This is a genomic window from Nocardia carnea (assembly GCF_029868325.1).
Lineage (GTDB): Bacteria > Actinomycetota > Actinomycetes > Mycobacteriales > Mycobacteriaceae > Nocardia > Nocardia carnea_C.
This window is the reverse complement of the sequence record NZ_JARWNW010000269.1, coordinates 68924-84422: the sequence shown is the minus strand read 5'-3', so window position 1 is coordinate 84422 and position 15499 is coordinate 68924. Positions and strand designations below refer to the sequence as shown.

The following is a 15499-nucleotide window of genomic DNA, read 5'->3' as shown; positions in this document are numbered from 1 at the left end:
CGGCCGGCGGCAACACCGTCGGCGGCCAGGGAGTCGGCTCCCACTGAGCGGGATCGGCCGGCTCCCACTGAGAGGGATTATGCGAGCGCGATAGGCCGGGTCGCCGAGCACCATGGTGTGGGTTCCGTGCCGATCACGGGCTGAGGAAAGGAATTCACCATGGGTGCCGTGCGCTTCGATGAAGAATACGATGTCGTGATCGCCGGAGTAGGGGCGGCCGGGTCTGCGGCGGCATTGAGCGCGCACGCGGCGGGGGCGCGGGTCGTGGTGTTGGAGAAGGCGGACGCGGCGACAGCCGGCGGCAATACCCGGGTGTCCGGGGCGGGGTGGTTCATCAACCGTGATCCGCAGCGTGCCGCGCAGTTCCTGCGTTCGCTGTGCGGTCCCTACCCGGTGGCCGACGATGTCGTCGCGGCGTGGTCCCGCGAAACGGCACTGAACTCCGACTGGCTGCGCGCACTGGGAGCGGAAGTAGGCGCCAGTCCGCAGTACCACACCGAACCCGAGTACGGCACGCTGGACGGCAGTGATTGCTACGGGGGTATGGACACCGTCGGCGCGCAGATGGGCGATTTCCGGCTCTACGACTTCCTGCTCGGTGCTCTCACCGACGCCGGTATCGAGGTGCGTTTCTCGACACCGGCCGCGGAACTGGTCACCGAGGCCGGCGCGGTGACCGGCGTGGAAACGGCAGGCGGGCGACGGATCCGTGCCCGTGGCGGCGTCGTGCTGGCGACCGGAGGGTTCGCCGCGAACACCCGAATGGTTCGCGACTACCTCCGGCTGACCGATGCGCCGATCTGGGGGTCGCCGCACTCAACCGGCGACGGTCACCGCATGGCGCAGCGTATCGGCGCCGACCTGTGGCATATGGACAACATGATGACGATCACCGGGGTACGTATCGACGACGGTCCGGGTATGTACCTTGCACTCTGGGCCGCCCACAACTATCTGTTCATCGGCCCGGACGGCCGGCGGTTCGTCGATGAGACCGCAGAGAACCGGCACGGCCACATCTACCGCAACGGCACTCTCGAACTCTTCCCGCTGGGCTCGTTCCACCTGGTCTTCGACGAGCGAATGCGCACCGCGGGGCCGTTGAGTCCGTCCCGTGAGGTACTGCCGGTGGGGTGGAAGCTGCTGATGGAGAAGTTTTCCTGGAGCGCCGACAACAGCGAGGAGATCGCCCGCGGGCTGATCGGGCGCGCGGAGACCATCGCCGAGCTCGCCGAGCTCGCCGATGTGGATCCGGCGACGCTGGAACGCACGGTCGCGCGGTACAACAATGCCTGCGAAATCGGCCGCGACGACAGTTTCGGCCGTTCGCCCGCAACCCTCGCGCCGGTATCGGAGCCGCCGTTCTATGTACTGGACGTCGCGCCCTTGCTCGGTTGGAGCAACGGCGGCCCGCGCCGTGACGGGCGGGCGCAAGTCGTGGACGTGGACGGAACGGTGATCGCAGGCCTTTATGCTGCCGGTGAGGTGAGCTCGACCTACAGCTGGGCCAAGGACGGCGGATTCCATATCGCCGACGCCCTGGCCTTCGGCCGGATCGCGGGTCGTGAGGCCGCGCGCCGGGGAGGTTTCACCGCTTGAGCGAGGATGAGGTCGGTGCGCGCCGTGCCGAATCGGGCGCCGCGCGCTCGGCGTCCTCGGCGGGGCCTACCTCCTCGCGTAATGCGGCGATGGCCTGGAGATGACGCCGCATCCGGTGCTGGGCCAGGGCAGCGTCGCCGGCCGTGATGGCCGCGACGATCGCCTCGTGCGCCTGGTGCGATGCGGCTACTCGCTGCGTCCAATCCGGCTCGGGTACTCGGCTGCCCCAGCTCTGCTGCACCATCTCTTCGTCGAGCTGGGCGAGAACCTCGACGAAGAGGCTGATGGCGGGATTATCGGTCAGCTCGGCGATCTCGCTGTGCAGATTCCGCAAGTGACCGGTTGTCACTCCGTGTGCCACAAGTTCCTGCTCGGTGTGTAATGCGTCGTTGAGGCGGGTGATTCCTGTTTCGGTCAACCGCTCGGTCGCTGCGACGACTCCGGCCAGTTCGAGGGCCATTCGTGCCTGGAACAACTGCTCGCGCGTGACTTCGGCGTGGCGTAGATAGACCCGCGCCGCGTGACGAACGACGCCGGGATCCGGTTCGGTCACAACCAGTCCGCCGCCGGGGCCGCGTCGCATAGCGGCCATTTGATGGTGCTCGACGAGCCGGACCGCCTCCCGGAAGACAGCGCGACTGACGCCGTAGCGGTCGATGAGCTCCGACTCGGAACCGAGGATCGTTCCGGTTCGCCAGCCGCCGGCGATGATGTCCTGCTCGATGCGCTCGGCGACCGTCTCGGCCAACCGCTGCCTGCCCCGACCTGCGCTCATCGCGCCGTTCTCCTGTCCACCGGCCATGTGTCGATGCTACCGGCAGAGACTTTCTTTGAGTGCACCCAATAGCTCCGTCCACTGTTTCTGCAGAAACCTATTTAAGGATACTGTATGCGAGTAGTGTCCTGGAGCGAGGCGCAGCTGGATATCGACAAGCCATATTGAGGACACTATACTTCGTTCTGAGTTGGTCGCCCCGACCATCACGGGCCAGTGTGCGTCGCGTCGCATGCCTGCACGACTGTCGAGGACAGTGGACTCAATTGGGCCGAGAAGGGGTCCCCGAGCGTCGTGATCACCGCCGTGGTGCCCGGTGTTGCGAGGGCGGCTGACGTACACCTGGTTTCCCGAGCGACTCGGACCGTTCGGGGATCCGGTCGATACCCGTGGCGACCTGAGTCGCGCTCGACCCCGAGTAGAGGAGCCCACCGATGAACGCACCGAACGGATCGGTTCGTGGTGACACGTTGATCCACGCGCTGAGTCTGCCGCGGACAGGAAAGGTCTACGACCTGTCGACGGGCTGGTGGCGCCATATGCCGAACTTCGAGGGCTACCCGCGCTTCGAGGTCGTCACCTACAACTCACCGAGCGGAGAGCGGGTCGATGCGCGCTTCCCGTTCGACGATCCGGAGGCCAACGCGGTCGAGTTCGGTTACGTATCCGAGCTGATCTCCGGGAGCCTGCACACCGGAACGCATATCGACGCGTTGTGCCACGTAACCAAGGGGCCGAACGACGAATGGCACGGCGGGGTTTCCGCGACCGACGCGGTCGGTGACCACGGTGCCCGGCGCGGCGACGCTGCGGCGCTCGAGCCGATCGTGTGCCGGGGCGTGCTGCTGGACATACCGGGGCTGCTCGGGCTCGACGCGCTACCCCCGGGGTTCGGTATCGATGCCGGACATCTCGCGAATGCCGCGCGGCGCGCCGGCGTCGAGATCGGTCCCGGCGACGCGGTACTGGTCCGAACCGGCCAGATGCGGTTCTGGCCCGACGCCGATCGGATCCGGCGGGAAAGCGGCGGCAGCGGTGTCGATGTGGACGGTGCCCGCTGGCTGGCCGAGCGCGGCGTCCGTTACGTCGGCGCGGACACCCAGTCGTTCGAGGTACGCCCGTCCTCGGTGGCGGGGAACCCCTTGCCGGTGCACCTGTTCCTGTTGCAGGAGCGTGGGATTCACATCATGGAGTGGGTCGACTGTGAGGAGTTGGCCGCGGAGTCGGTGACCAGCTTCCTGTTCGTTGCGCTGCCGCTGTCGATTCGCGGTGGTACCGGTTCGCCGATCCGCCCCATCGCCATCGTCTGAGCATGCGGAGAGGGAAGGCGTTCATGGAGCCGATGGACACAGTGCGGGCCATGTCGGCGAACGACGTACCGCTGAGCCCGCTCAGCTTTCTGCACCGTACGGCGGAGATCAAAGGCGATGATCTTGCCCTGACAACCGATGCCGGGGAACAGATCTCGTGGTCGCTTCTGCTCGACCGGGCGCAACGTCTGGCGGCCAACCTGCGCGGATTGGGGCTGGGGTCCGGAGACCGGGTCGCGATCCTCGCGCCCAATGATGCCCCGCTGCTGGAGGCGCACTACGGGGTGCCCGGGGCCGGTTGCGAGCTCGTCGCGCTCAACACCCGGCTCGCGCCGGGCGAGTACGAGGATCTACTGCGACGGTCAGGGGCCAAGGTGGTTATCGCAGACGCATCCGCGGTCGACCGGATCGAACAGGTGGTGGATCGGCTGCCGGAGGTCCGGGCGATGGTGACCGTGACCGACGCCGAGGACAGCGACGGCTACGAGCAGTGGCTGCGGTCGGTGCAAGGTGTCTCGCTGCGCCTGCCACAGGACGAGCGTGCACCTCTGGCCGTCAACTTCACGTCCGGAACCACCGCGGGACCGAAGGGCGCGGTGTATACGCACCGCGGGTGCTACCTCAACGCTCTGAGCCAGGTCGTGGCCGCCGGGCTGCGGGCCGATTCGAAGTACTTGTGGACGCTGCCGATGTTTCACTGTAACGGCTGGTGTTTCACCTGGGCGGTGACCGCGGTGGGGGCTCAGCACATCGCTCTTCGCAAAGTCGATTCCGCTCGCGTGCTCGATCTCATCGGCGTCCACGGCGTGACGCATCTGTGCGGCGCGCCCGTGGTCCTGAGCGGGCTGGTCGAGGAGAGCCGGACGCACCACAGGCGATTCGACCACGACGTGACCTTCGCCGTCGGCGGCGCGCCTCCGTCCCCGGCCGCGATCGAGGCGATGTCGGGGATGGGGGTGCGCATCCTGCACCTCTACGGTTCGACCGAGACCTACGGCCCCTCGCTCGTATGCGAGCCGCGGCCGTCGTGGTCCGCGCTCGACGCCGGCGAGCTCGCGCGCAAACTTTCCCGGCAGGGCGTTCGCACGCTGAGCGTGGAGGCGGTTCGAGTGGTGTCCGAGAACGGGCACGATATCGCGGCCGATGGTCGCGCGGTCGGTGAGGTCCTGGTCCGGTCCAACACAGTCATGTCGCACTACCTCGATGATCCCGTTGCCACACAGGCGGTATTGGCCGGCGGCTGGTTGCGCACCGGCGACGTCGCAGTGCGTCATCCCGACGGCTACATCGAGATCCGCGACAGGATGAAGGACATCATCATCAGCGGAGGCGAGAACATCTCCTCGATCGAGGTCGAGAATTCGCTGCTCGAACATCCCGCCGTGCTGGAGGCCGCGGTGGTGGCACGCAGCGATCCCCGGTGGGGGGAGGTCCCCGTCGCGTTCATCGCGCTGCGCGACGGCCACCGGGTCACCGAGGGGGAGCTGATCGCCTGGTTGCGGTCCCGGATCGCCCATTTCAAGGTGCCCAAATCGGTCGGCTTCGGCCCCCTGCCGAAGACTGCGACAGGCAAGATCAAAAAGGCCGAGTTGCGCGATGGTCACTGACCGCGGCCACCGCTTCGGCGTGGACCGCGCCGCGTTGCTGCTCGACGCCTTCGAGGGATCGGATCGCCTGACTCTGAAGCAATTGGTGCGCAGAACCGGCCTGCCGCGCTCCTCGGCTCATCGGATGCTCGACCGGCTCGTCCAGCTCCGCTGGTTGCATCGGGAGGACGGCTACTACGAGCTGGGGACGCGGCTACTCGAATTGGGCTCCCTGGCACTGCATCAGAGCCGGCTGCATCGAGCGGCGCTGCCCTCACTGCACGAATTACACCGGGTGACCGGGCTCGTTGTGCACCTGGCCGTGCTCGACGGCAGCGATGTCGTCTATCTCGACAAGCTCGGCCGGGGGCTCGCCGCCCACCTTCCCTCGCGGATCGGCTGGCGGCAGCCGGCTGTGCGCACGAGCGTAGGCAAGGCGATACTCGCGGACCTGCCGCCGGACGAGCTGGACCGGATCCTTGCGGTCGAGCGCTCGCGCCGCACTCGCGTCGTCCCCTTGGATGTCCGGCGGGTGCACACCGAGCTCGCCCGAGTGCGCGATCGGGGTGTATCCATCGACCACGGGGAGACGATTCGTGGGATCGGCTGCGTCGGAACGCCCGTCGGCGCCACCGGCTCGGTGATCGCGGCGGTTTCGGTGTGCGGGCCGATACCCGAGGTGCAGGCCCACCACCTACTCGCCGGTCCTCTGCGCGGTGCTGCGCACGGTATTTGGCGCAGATACCAGGACCAGGGGCCGGGTATCGCGCCCGGCCCCCGACCATCGGGATCCGTTACGACCTGACCGCGGCCGCCGCTCGAACCGGCGCGCTCGAACCGGCGGAATCCGTCAGTTCCAGTTGATGAATGGTCCGCGGCAGCGCCCAGGCGGCGATGGCTCCGATCAGGGCCACCGCTGCGGACAGCACGAACACGATCGTGATGCCGTGATCGCCGTAAAAGGTCTTCCCGCCGGTGACCAACGCGATATGCGAGTTCAGGATCGCGAACGCGATAATCGGCACAATCGCCGAGACGAGGCTTTGGGCGACGGCGACGATACTCGCGGCACTGGCCTGCAACTGCGGCACGACGGCCGCGATCACCAGGTTCGGGATCGATGCGTAGATGAACCCCTGGCCGAGACCGAACAAGCCGATGAATGCGATGAGCAACGCTCGCTGATCATGCACGCCGGCCGACAACAGCGCGGCAACGACCTCCAGAACCAGGCCGGTTGCCATGAGCAGGCGCAGCGGCACGCGCCGGGCCAGTACACCGACGATGATCCCGCCCACCAGCGTGGCGAAGCCGAACGGCGCCTGGAAAATCGCGAATCCTTGGGCTGTGACGCCGAATCCGTAACCGAGTCCGAGATGTTCCGGGGTCATGCACATCAGTGGGAGCACCAGCGAGAACACGACGCCGGCACCGTAGCAGGCTCCGGCGCCGATGGTGGTGAGCGCGACGGATCGCCGGCCCAGGACACGGAGGTCGATGAGGGGGTCGCGCACCATCCGCGCAGACACGTACCAGCAGCCCAGCAGGATCCCGCCACCGATGAGGCAGCCGAGTGTCGCGGGTGTGGTCCAACCCCAATGCGGTCCGAAGCTGATCGCCACCAGAATGCCTGCCAGGCCGGTGCTGAGGAGGGAGGCGCCGATCGGATCGAGCCGCCCCTCGGTGCGGACACCGGATTCGTCGGTGGTGAGGACGATCAGGACGGCGAGCACCGTCAACCCGATCACGGCGAACCAGAAGATACTGCGGAACCCGAAATCATCGATCAGCCACCCGGCGAGGAACGGGGCGAGAACCGTGATCACCCCCATACCGCTCGTGGCGATGCTGACGGCCAACGGCACTGTGCGCTTCGGGTATACATCGCGGATCAAGCTGTAGCTCAAGAACAGACACGGTGTGAGCAGACCGGTGAGCGCCCGGCCGGCGATGAGCATCGGATAGTTCGCGGCGAGAGCCGACAGCAGCGAACCGAGTGCAGCCGCGAGGGTGCAGGCGAGTAGGACAGTGCGTTTGCCGTGCCGGTCGGCGAGCCTGCCGACCAGTGGGCAGGATACGGCGCCGACGAGGAGAAAAGCGGTGAGCAACCATGCGCCCTGGGTGGTTTCGTAGTGGACGAGGATTTCGGGCAACGCGATCGAAATCATCATGTAGCTGACCGCGAGCATTTCGAGCAGCAACACGATGGTGACCAGTGAGCACACCAGACGCGGGGTCCAGCCGCCCTCCTCGTCGGGGGTATCGCATAACGGCGGGGAGGCATCAATACTCATGAGTGGATGTCCGATCTGATGAAGGTATGCCGCTACGGAAGTCGGTTCACGGAGAAGACGATTTACCCGGCGGCCTGCGCCTGTGACGATTGTCACGAGTGGCAGAATTCAGACTAATTACGCAGACGGGGCGGCAACAGACTTTTACCGCTGGGCGGGATCGACAGGAAAGGGAATCGGGTGCAGTAGATTTCCGGGGGATGGGCAAGGCGAATCCTCGGTCCGCCAGGTGCGGGGGACCGGAATAAATGCGACAGCAACAATGCGAATGGGACCCACGCAATTATCCCGCAATGTGCCACCGGATAATTCGTGCCCGGGGCGATGCTACTCGTAGTAGCGTCCGACGTTTTCGGCCACGCACACGGGCTTGCTGGAGCCGAGTCGTTCGTAGGTGCGGGTGATGACGACGTCGGCACCGCCGGCGACCTCGACGACACCGGTCACCATCGCTCGCATGCGGATCGATGAGCCCACCGGTACCGGGGCGGGGAACCGCACCCGGTTGTATCCGTAATTGAGACTGCGGGAGAATCCGTCGAATTCGAGCAGCGATGCCATGAATCCCGGACCGAGCGACAGGACGTAGAGTCCGTGAGCAAGCGTAGAGCCGTAGGGGCTGCGGGATGCACGTTTCTCGTCGACGTGGATCCACTGATAATCGCCCGTCATATCCGCGAAGGCCTGTATTCGTTCCTGGGTGATTTCATGCCATTCGGTGGGGCCGAGCTCGACGCCGATGAGCGCTCGAAAGTCGTCGATACTGTCCGCTCTACGAGGTTGTTGCCGAAACACCATTATTCCTCGGTTCTGTTACCGGGAAACCGGGTCGGCGGACCCGAGCGCTGCCGCGCGCACGGCCTTGCGATCGGGTTTGTTGTTCGCGGTCAATGGGATCGAGTCGAGCAGTCGTACCTTCTTCGGAATCTTGAATCCCGCGAGGCTACCGCGGCAATACTGCCGGAGTTCGTCGGCAAGGATCGTGACCCCCGGAGCGGCAACGACACCCACTTCGACTCGCTCGCCCCAGTATTCGTCCGGCACGCCGTACACGATGGCGTCGGCGACCCCGGGATGGTTCAGTACGACTTCTTCGACCTCGCGCGGAAAGACGTTCTCACCGCCGCTGATGATCATCTCCTTCTTCCGTCCGGCGATGTGCAGCCAACCGTCCTCGGTGCGGGAGGCGAGATCGCCGATATGGACCCCGTCGGGCCGGAATGTCTCGGCTGTCTCGGCGGGGAGGCCGAAATACCCCTGGGTCTGCCAGGGGCACGATACGACGAGCTCGCCGATCTCGCCGGCATCCACTTCCCGGCCGTCGTCTCCCACGAGCCGGACGACGACACCGGGCAGCGGTCGCCCCACGCCGGCGTACCGGCCGGCCTCGAGGTCTTCGTGATCGAATCCGATCACGGACCCGAACTCGGTCGCACCGAAACCTGCCCGGATGCGGGCATTCGGGAAGTCCCGGACCAGGTCTCGGACGAAGTCGCCGGTCGAGGGTGCCGAGCCGTAGCGGATCGCCGTCACTGTTTCCCGCCGGGTCGCCGTGAAGGAGGCGTGCTCACGCAGGGCGGTGAACATTGTCGGCGCACCCATGAGCCGGCTGGCGCCGTTGTCGATTGCGGAGAGGGCGGCGCCGGCATCGAAACGGCGTTGGATCCACACCTCGCCGCCCATCAGCAGGGGTGTCAACAGGTTGGTGCCGAGGGTGATGTGGAAGAACGGCGAGAAGCACAACTCGATATCGGAAGGTGTACGCGGATTGCCGTGGGCGCAGGTGTTCAGCCACAGCCACAGGCTGCGATGGGTGTGAAATGCGCCCTTGGGGGTTCCGGTTGTGCCGCCGGTCGGGAAGATGATCGCCGGGGCAGTTTCCGGTACCTCGGATACCCCGGACTTTTTCGGGGCGGGCACATACAGTGGCGCCAGCCGTTCGGCGGCCGAGACCGTCGCGGCTGCCGAGGGCAGCTCGACAGTGCGATAGCCCGTCCGGTGGGCCAGGCCGATATAGGTGGGATCGGCGACGACGAGGCTCGGGTCGAGTGCGGCGAGGTAGGTGCGTGCCTCCACGGCGGTCAGTCGAGTATTGAGCGGTGCGGCGACTATGCCCGCGGCCATCGCTCCCAGGATCACCATGGTGTGCGGGATCGAAGGTTCCATGGCGGTCACCACGCGATCCCCGGGTCGCACACCCGCGTCCAGCAATCCGGCGCCGACACCGTTCATGATCGCGACGAGGTCGGCGTAGGAGATCTCACCGAATTCGTCGCGTAGCGCGCGCCGGTGTGCGCCATGTGGCTGCGTCCCGAGTGTCGCCAGCCATGATGGCAACGTCAGTGCTGCGCGCATGCGCCAACTCCCTTCCCCGCGCCCCGCATCACTCGGGCGTCGTGTCCGGCATCGTTCGCACCGGATTCCTTGAACCGGTATTGAGTGTACTCATAAAGGGTGCCGTCGGAAAGGTTTGTGCTTCGGCTCTGTGAAACCACGGCCCTGGATGGTCTGCATGTCAGGCGCTTCGGTTGGTGTCGACGATGCTCTCCCGCCGAACGTCGCGGTAATGAATGCACTCAATATAGCGAAGGTGTGGAAGGTTGACCCCGACTCCGGTTGCTGGGCCTCCGGGGCTTCGGGCGGTGAACTCCTCCCGGCGGTGCGGGTGACGAGTGTGATCGCCCGAGCTCTGTCCGAACGGTTCGCGGCACCCGGCCAACACCTTGCCAAGGCTAATCAATAAGTATACTGTTTTGTCGAGAGGGGCGCCTGTAGGCCACATATGGGCCGGATGACAGGCGAATTAAGTGTCCTTCACTGCATGCCGCCGTTCGCGGCATCGAGTGGTTGTCATCAAGTTAGGAGCAACTCAGGTGGATTGCACCCACACCCTCCCGGTCTGCGGACCGGAAAGTTCGACCCGGCACGATCGGGGCCGTTGATGGAATTCGCGTGGAGGACGGAGGACGCGGCCTTCCGGAGTGAACTCGTCGACTACCTCGATACCGAACTGACCGGGGAATGGCTCCGGTCCGACGGGACCGGCCTGGGCAGCGCCGTGTACACCGAGTTCTCGAAGACATTCGTAGGCAAGCTCGCGGCGAAAGGCTGGCTGACCCCGCATTGGCCGCAGGAGTACGGGGGTCACGGGCAGAGTGCGTGGCAGCACTTCGTGCTCGGCGAGGAGATGTGGAAACGCGGGGAGCCCCGCGGTCCGCAGTACATGAACGTCAACTGGGTCGGCCCGGCGATCATCAAGTACGGCTCGGAGGAACAGAAGCGGGCACTGTTGCCGCCCATCGCGCGCGGTGAAGTGTTCTGGTGCCAGGGCTTTTCGGAGCCGGAGGCCGGGACCGACCTGGCGTCGTTGAAGACGCGCGCGGTGCGCGACGGTGACGACTATGTCCTCAACGGCCAGAAAATCTGGACATCGTATGCGAACGCCGCCGACTACTGTTTCCTGCTGGCCCGCACCGGGGCACCGGCGTCCGGCCGGGACGGTATCTCGGTATTCCTGCTGCCGATGGACACACCCGGTGTGGAAGTCCGGCGCATCGACGGCCTCGTGGGCGAGCATTCCTTCAACGAAGTCTTCCTCACCGAGGTACGCCTTCCGCATACCGCGTTGCTGGGCGAGGAGAACAACGGGTGGAATATCGTCCGGCGCACCCTCGCGTACGAGCGAGTCGGTGCGCCACGCTACGCGCGCGCCGCACTGGTGCTCGACGGGCTCGCCGCCTGGGCCCGTAACCAGGGATCATTGGCCGACCCGGGCGTCCAGGAGCAGTTCGGCAAGGCGCGCACTCTCTGCGAGGCCGCGCGGGTGCTCGTGTATCGGGTTATCGACGAGCGCGCCAAGCAGAAGGAACCGTCGCCGCTGGCGTATCAGGCGCGCGCGGCGATGGTGCAGGCCGAGCGCGCCGTCGGCGATCTGGCGTTGGACATCATGGGTAGCGAGGCGCTGGTCGAACGGTCCCTCGGCGATGCACAGTTTCGCAACTCCCTCGGCGCCGGCATCGCGGCCGGCAGTTATGAGGTGCAACTCAACCTGATATCGCGGCTCATCCTGGGAATGCCGAAGGACTAGATATGGATTTCGAACTCTCCGATACACAGCGGTCCGTGGTGGACGCGCTCGACACCCTTCTCGCTCGACACGCCGGAGTGGAACGGTGCCGGACGGCGGCCGCTGGGCAAGGGTATGACCACGCCCTCGAACGGGAGCTACGGGGCAGCGGTTTCTTCGATTCGTTCACCGAGGAAAGTATCGGTCCGCTCGGCGCCACCCTCGCAGTGGAGCGGATCGGCGCGCACCTCGGCACCGTCGCGGCCACCGCGCACCTGCTGGTGCTGCCCGCGCTCGGTCTCGACTCACTCGAAGGTCCGGTAGCCCTGGTGCTCGACGGCGACACCCGGCCCCTCCGATTTGCCGCCGAAGCGGCCACGGTACTGACCGCCGGCGCGGATCGGTGCACGCTGACGCGCCCGGCGCCGTCCGCCGCGGCTGCGCTGCCGTCGGCGTACGGGTACTCGCTGGGGCGGGTCACGTCCGGCGCCGGCGAAGACCTGGCCCCGGGAACAGCGGCGACCATGATCAATTGGTGGCGTATCGGAGTGTCCGCCGAGGCGGTCGGAATGATGCAGAAAGCTCTGGATATCGCCATCCGGTATGCCAAGGACCGCCGGACCTTCGGGCGGGCAATCGGATCGTTCCAGGCGCTGCAGCACCGCATGGCAGAGCTGACAATTCTCATCGAGGGGGCCCGATGGCTCACCTATGAGGCGGCCTTCCACGGCGCGCCCGGAGAGGCTTCGGCCACCGCAGCAGCGCACACGATGGCCGCTCTGCCCACAGTGACGCGGGAAACGCACCAGATCCTGGGGGCCATCGGACTCACCCGGGAGCACGATCTGCACCTCTACACGCTCCGGCTACAGGCACTGCGCACCGAACTCGGCGGTCTACGCCGCCATCGGCGCGCGGTGGTCGCCGCGCGCTGGGGCGAGGGCGCGTCGTGAACCGGCCGGCCGCGTTCACCCGAGACGAGCATGCGCTTGCCGAGGCGGTGCGCGCGTACTGCCACGCCAAATGCACCGAGGACGTACAACGCGCCACCGGCGCCCGGTTCCCGCTGAAATTCTGGACGGGCCTGGCCGAACTGGGGATCTTCGCCATGGCGATGCCCGCGGAGGCAGGCGGACCCGGCGATATCGTCGCCGCCGGTCTCGAGCTCGGACGGGCGGCGGCACCGGGACCCGTGGCAGCCACCTTTTTCGCTGCCCACGCCCTGCCCGCGGACCGCGCGGCCGGGATCGTCACGGGGACCGAACTGGTGTCGCTCGGCACTCCGCCGCTCATGCCCTGGGCAGCAATCGCGGAGGTAACGATCGAGTGGACCGGTGACAAAGCATGGCTGGTGCGACGCGTCGGAGCCGTCGAACCGGTGCAGACACTGGGCAACGAACCCTGGGCTCGAATCTCGGTCGAGCGGGAGCAGCCACTCGAACGCGCCCAGGCGGCCGCCGAGCTGTTCCATCTCGCACTGGCCGGATATGCGGTCGGCGCCGGGCGCCGGGTGCTGGACACCGCTGTCGAACACTCCCGTACCCGCGAACAATTCGGCCGGACCATCGGTTCTTTCCAGGCCGTCGCGCACCCGCTGGTCGATGCGAGCCTCGAGCTGGAGGCCGCGGAGAAACTGTCCATCCTCGCCGCCCGCACCGCCGGCCAATCACACACCGCCGGCGCGGGTCTGGCCGCGGCGGCGCGGCTGTCCGCATCGCAGGCCGCGATGAACGCTGCGTTCGCCGCTCATCAAACGCTCGGCGCCATCGGCTACTCGGTCGAAGGCCCGATCGGCCACATCACCCAACGTATCCGGCAGATGACGCTGTCGACCGGCGTGCAGTCGGAACTCGGACAGCAGGTCCTGGCCGCATTTTCCGCAGAGAGGGCAGAGCAATGACCCAGCAGGGCGAGCACGCACCGGCCACCGGACCGGAGGTGCTGTTCGAAAAGCGTGAGCACATCGCCTACATCACCCTCAACCGCCCACACAAGGGGAATTCCCTGACGGGAACGATGATGCCGATGATGAAGGAGATCTGGGGCGAGGTCCGTGACGATCCGTGGATCCGTGCGGCCATCGTCACCGGGGCCGGCGAACGGCACTTCAGCACCGGCGCCGACGTCGACGTGGTCGCTTCGCGCGGCGGTATGAGCACCGGGACCGGGCCGCTCACCGACGAGGTCCATTGGTCCCCGCGCCAGAACCGGGTATGGAAACCGGTGATCTGCGCGGCCAACGGGTTGGTCGCCGGTGCCGGCCTGCATTTCGTCGTCGACGCCGATATCGTGGTCGCGGCCGAGACGGCCGCCTTCATGGACACCCATGTCAATGTCGGGCTGGTCGGTGCGATGGAGAACATCGGCCTGGCCAAACGTCTACCACTGGGGACCGCGCTCCGGATGACCCTGATGGGCCGGGACTACCGGTTGCCCGCCGACCGCGCCTATCAGCTGGGGCTGGTCGACGAATTGGTCGCTGCGGACAAGGTGATGGAAACGGCCGAGGAAATAGCGAGCAGCATCGTGAAGAACTCACCGGCTGCCGTGTCGCTGTCCCAGCAGGCGATCTGGAACTCCCTCGAGATGGGGTATACGCAGGCGTGCGAGTACGGATGGGCGTTGCTGCGGCTGCATTGGGCACACCCCGATTCCAAAGAAGGGCCGCGTGCGTTCAGTGAACGTCGCGAACCACGCTGGACGACGGCCCCGCGCCCGGAGGCCTGAGATGGATTTCGGCTTCTCGGCGGCGGAGGAGGAATTCCGCCGCGAGGTACTCCACCTGCTCGAACGGTTCCGGGGGACACAGGGGTATTTCCACCGCACCGCCGACGCCTGGCAGTCGGTGAAAGTGCTCTACCGAGAGCTCGGAGCGCGGGGCTGGTTATCGCTGTCGTGGCCGACGCAGTTCGGCGGCGCGGGGCTGCCGCCGACCTACGAGTTCATCCTGTGGGACGAGATGGCGTACGCGCGGGCCGCGCGGCCACCGATGGGGCCGGGTCTGGTGGCCAAGGCGCTGATGTCCCACGGTTCGGCCGAACAGCAGGACCGCTATCTGCCCGCACTACGAGCCGGCACCCTGAACTTCTGCCTCGGCTACTCCGAGCCCGACGCGGGTTCCGACCTCGCCGCAGTGCGCACGCGGGCTACCCGGCACGGCGAGGTCTATCGCATCGACGGGGCGAAGTGCTGGACCTCCAACGCGCACTGGGCCGACAACATCTGGCTGCTCGCGCGCACCGGGGAACCCGGCTCCCGCTCACGCGGGCTCAGCGTGTTCATCGTGCCGCTGACCTCCCCGGGGATCGAGATCTCCCCGATCCCCACCCTCGAGGGCGGGCGGCTGAACGAAGTCCGGTTCGACGGTGTCGACGTGCCCGTCGAGAACCGGGTCGGTGCGGAGAACGAGGGCTGGCAGGTGGTCGGATCGGCGCTCGCGGTCGAACGGCATGTACAGTTCCCGCCAAAGCGGGTGCGACGAGACCTCGAAGACCTCATCGATTGGGTGACCGAGACCGGTCTGGACACGGACCCGATGGTCGGGCAGCGGCTTTCGTTACTCGCGGTCAAGGTCAGAGAGGTCGAGGCGCTATCGCTCGCGCTTCTCGGCGAGATCACCAGCGGCGAACCGTCCGCGGTGGCCGCGGCCTACCACAAGCTCGCCGGGACGCTGCTGTGCCAGGATATCGCGCGCGCGGCCATGGAATTCGGCGCCGCGGAGGCAGTGGTTCGCGGTAGCGACGTCGAATTCATGTGGCGGCAGGCGATCCTGGAAACAATCGGTGGCGGAACCTCCGAAGTCATGCGGAATCTGATCGCGAAACAAGCCCTCCGGCTCGGCAGTAAATCCTGATTTCAGTAGGTGTAAG

Annotated in this window: 13 protein-coding genes; 9 read left to right on the top strand and 4 right to left on the bottom strand. The window is 66.5% G+C overall.

The window, feature by feature from the left end:
* Nucleotides 1-159 precede the first annotated feature (159 nt).
* Nucleotides 160-1599: an FAD-dependent oxidoreductase gene (locus QH196_RS26015; RefSeq protein WP_280418465.1), complete on the top strand. Its 1440-nt coding sequence runs from the start codon at nt 160-162 to the stop codon at nt 1597-1599.
* Here the strand turns inward: QH196_RS26015 and QH196_RS26010 are convergent.
* Entirely contained in the window at nt 1589-2374 is a 786-nt protein-coding gene (locus tag QH196_RS26010; protein ID WP_280418464.1) for a FadR/GntR family transcriptional regulator, read from the bottom strand. The genes QH196_RS26015 and QH196_RS26010 overlap by 11 nt on opposite strands.
* Nucleotides 2375-2808: 434 nt before the next feature.
* Here QH196_RS26010 and QH196_RS26005 point away from each other — a divergent pair, with 434 nt between their 5' ends.
* From QH196_RS26005 to QH196_RS25995, 3 genes are read left to right on the top strand one after another with little or no spacing between them, the layout of a single operon-like run.
* The gene (locus tag QH196_RS26005; RefSeq protein ID WP_280418463.1) at nt 2809-3684 is read left to right on the top strand and encodes a cyclase family protein; all 876 of its coding nucleotides are present in this window, start codon (nt 2809-2811) and stop codon (nt 3682-3684) included.
* Between the two features lie 2 nt (nt 3685-3686).
* Nucleotides 3687-5291, top strand: a complete 1605-nt coding sequence (locus tag QH196_RS26000) for an AMP-binding protein (RefSeq protein ID WP_280418462.1) — start codon at nt 3687-3689, stop codon at nt 5289-5291.
* The gene (locus QH196_RS25995; RefSeq protein WP_280418461.1) at nt 5281-6075 is read left to right on the top strand and encodes an IclR family transcriptional regulator; all 795 of its coding nucleotides are present in this window, start codon (nt 5281-5283) and stop codon (nt 6073-6075) included. The genes QH196_RS26000 and QH196_RS25995 overlap by 11 nt, the downstream gene beginning before the upstream one ends.
* Here QH196_RS25995 and QH196_RS25990 read toward each other — a convergent pair.
* From QH196_RS25990 to QH196_RS25980, 3 genes are all read right to left on the bottom strand, one after another.
* Nucleotides 6065-7564, bottom strand: coding sequence for an MFS transporter (locus tag QH196_RS25990; protein WP_280418460.1), 1500 nt, complete (start codon nt 7562-7564; stop codon nt 6065-6067). The two genes, QH196_RS25995 and QH196_RS25990, sit on opposite strands and share 11 nt — an antisense overlap.
* A 327-nt stretch (nt 7565-7891) precedes the next feature.
* Complete coding sequence (locus tag QH196_RS25985; protein WP_280418459.1) at nt 7892-8362, bottom strand: MaoC family dehydratase; 471 nt, start codon at nt 8360-8362, stop codon at nt 7892-7894.
* A gap of 15 nt (nt 8363-8377) precedes the next feature.
* Nucleotides 8378-9919 carry a class I adenylate-forming enzyme family protein gene (locus tag QH196_RS25980; RefSeq protein WP_280418458.1) on the bottom strand — a complete coding sequence of 514 codons (1542 nt, stop codon included), beginning with the start codon at nt 9917-9919 and terminating at the stop codon, nt 8378-8380.
* A 586-nt stretch (nt 9920-10505) separates the two neighbouring features.
* Here QH196_RS25980 and QH196_RS25975 point away from each other — a divergent pair.
* From QH196_RS25975 to QH196_RS25955, 5 genes are read left to right on the top strand one after another with little or no spacing between them, the layout of a single operon-like run.
* On the top strand, nt 10506-11651 hold the full coding sequence (locus tag QH196_RS25975; protein WP_280418521.1) for an acyl-CoA dehydrogenase family protein: 1146 nt from the start codon (nt 10506-10508) through the stop codon (nt 11649-11651).
* 2 nt (nt 11652-11653) lie between these two features.
* Nucleotides 11654-12583, top strand: coding sequence for an acyl-CoA dehydrogenase family protein (locus tag QH196_RS25970; RefSeq protein ID WP_280418457.1), 930 nt, complete (start codon nt 11654-11656; stop codon nt 12581-12583).
* A complete protein-coding gene (locus tag QH196_RS25965; RefSeq protein WP_280418456.1) occupies nt 12580-13530 on the top strand; it encodes an acyl-CoA dehydrogenase in 951 nt (316 codons plus the stop codon). Before QH196_RS25970 ends, QH196_RS25965 begins: the two co-directional genes overlap by 4 nt.
* Nucleotides 13527-14357, top strand: coding sequence for an enoyl-CoA hydratase/isomerase family protein (locus QH196_RS25960; protein WP_280418455.1), 831 nt, complete (start codon nt 13527-13529; stop codon nt 14355-14357). The genes QH196_RS25965 and QH196_RS25960 overlap by 4 nt, the downstream gene beginning before the upstream one ends.
* 1 nt (nt 14358) lies before the next feature.
* Complete coding sequence (locus QH196_RS25955) at nt 14359-15483, top strand: acyl-CoA dehydrogenase family protein (protein ID WP_280418454.1); 1125 nt, start codon at nt 14359-14361, stop codon at nt 15481-15483.
* Nucleotides 15484-15499 lie beyond the last annotated feature (16 nt).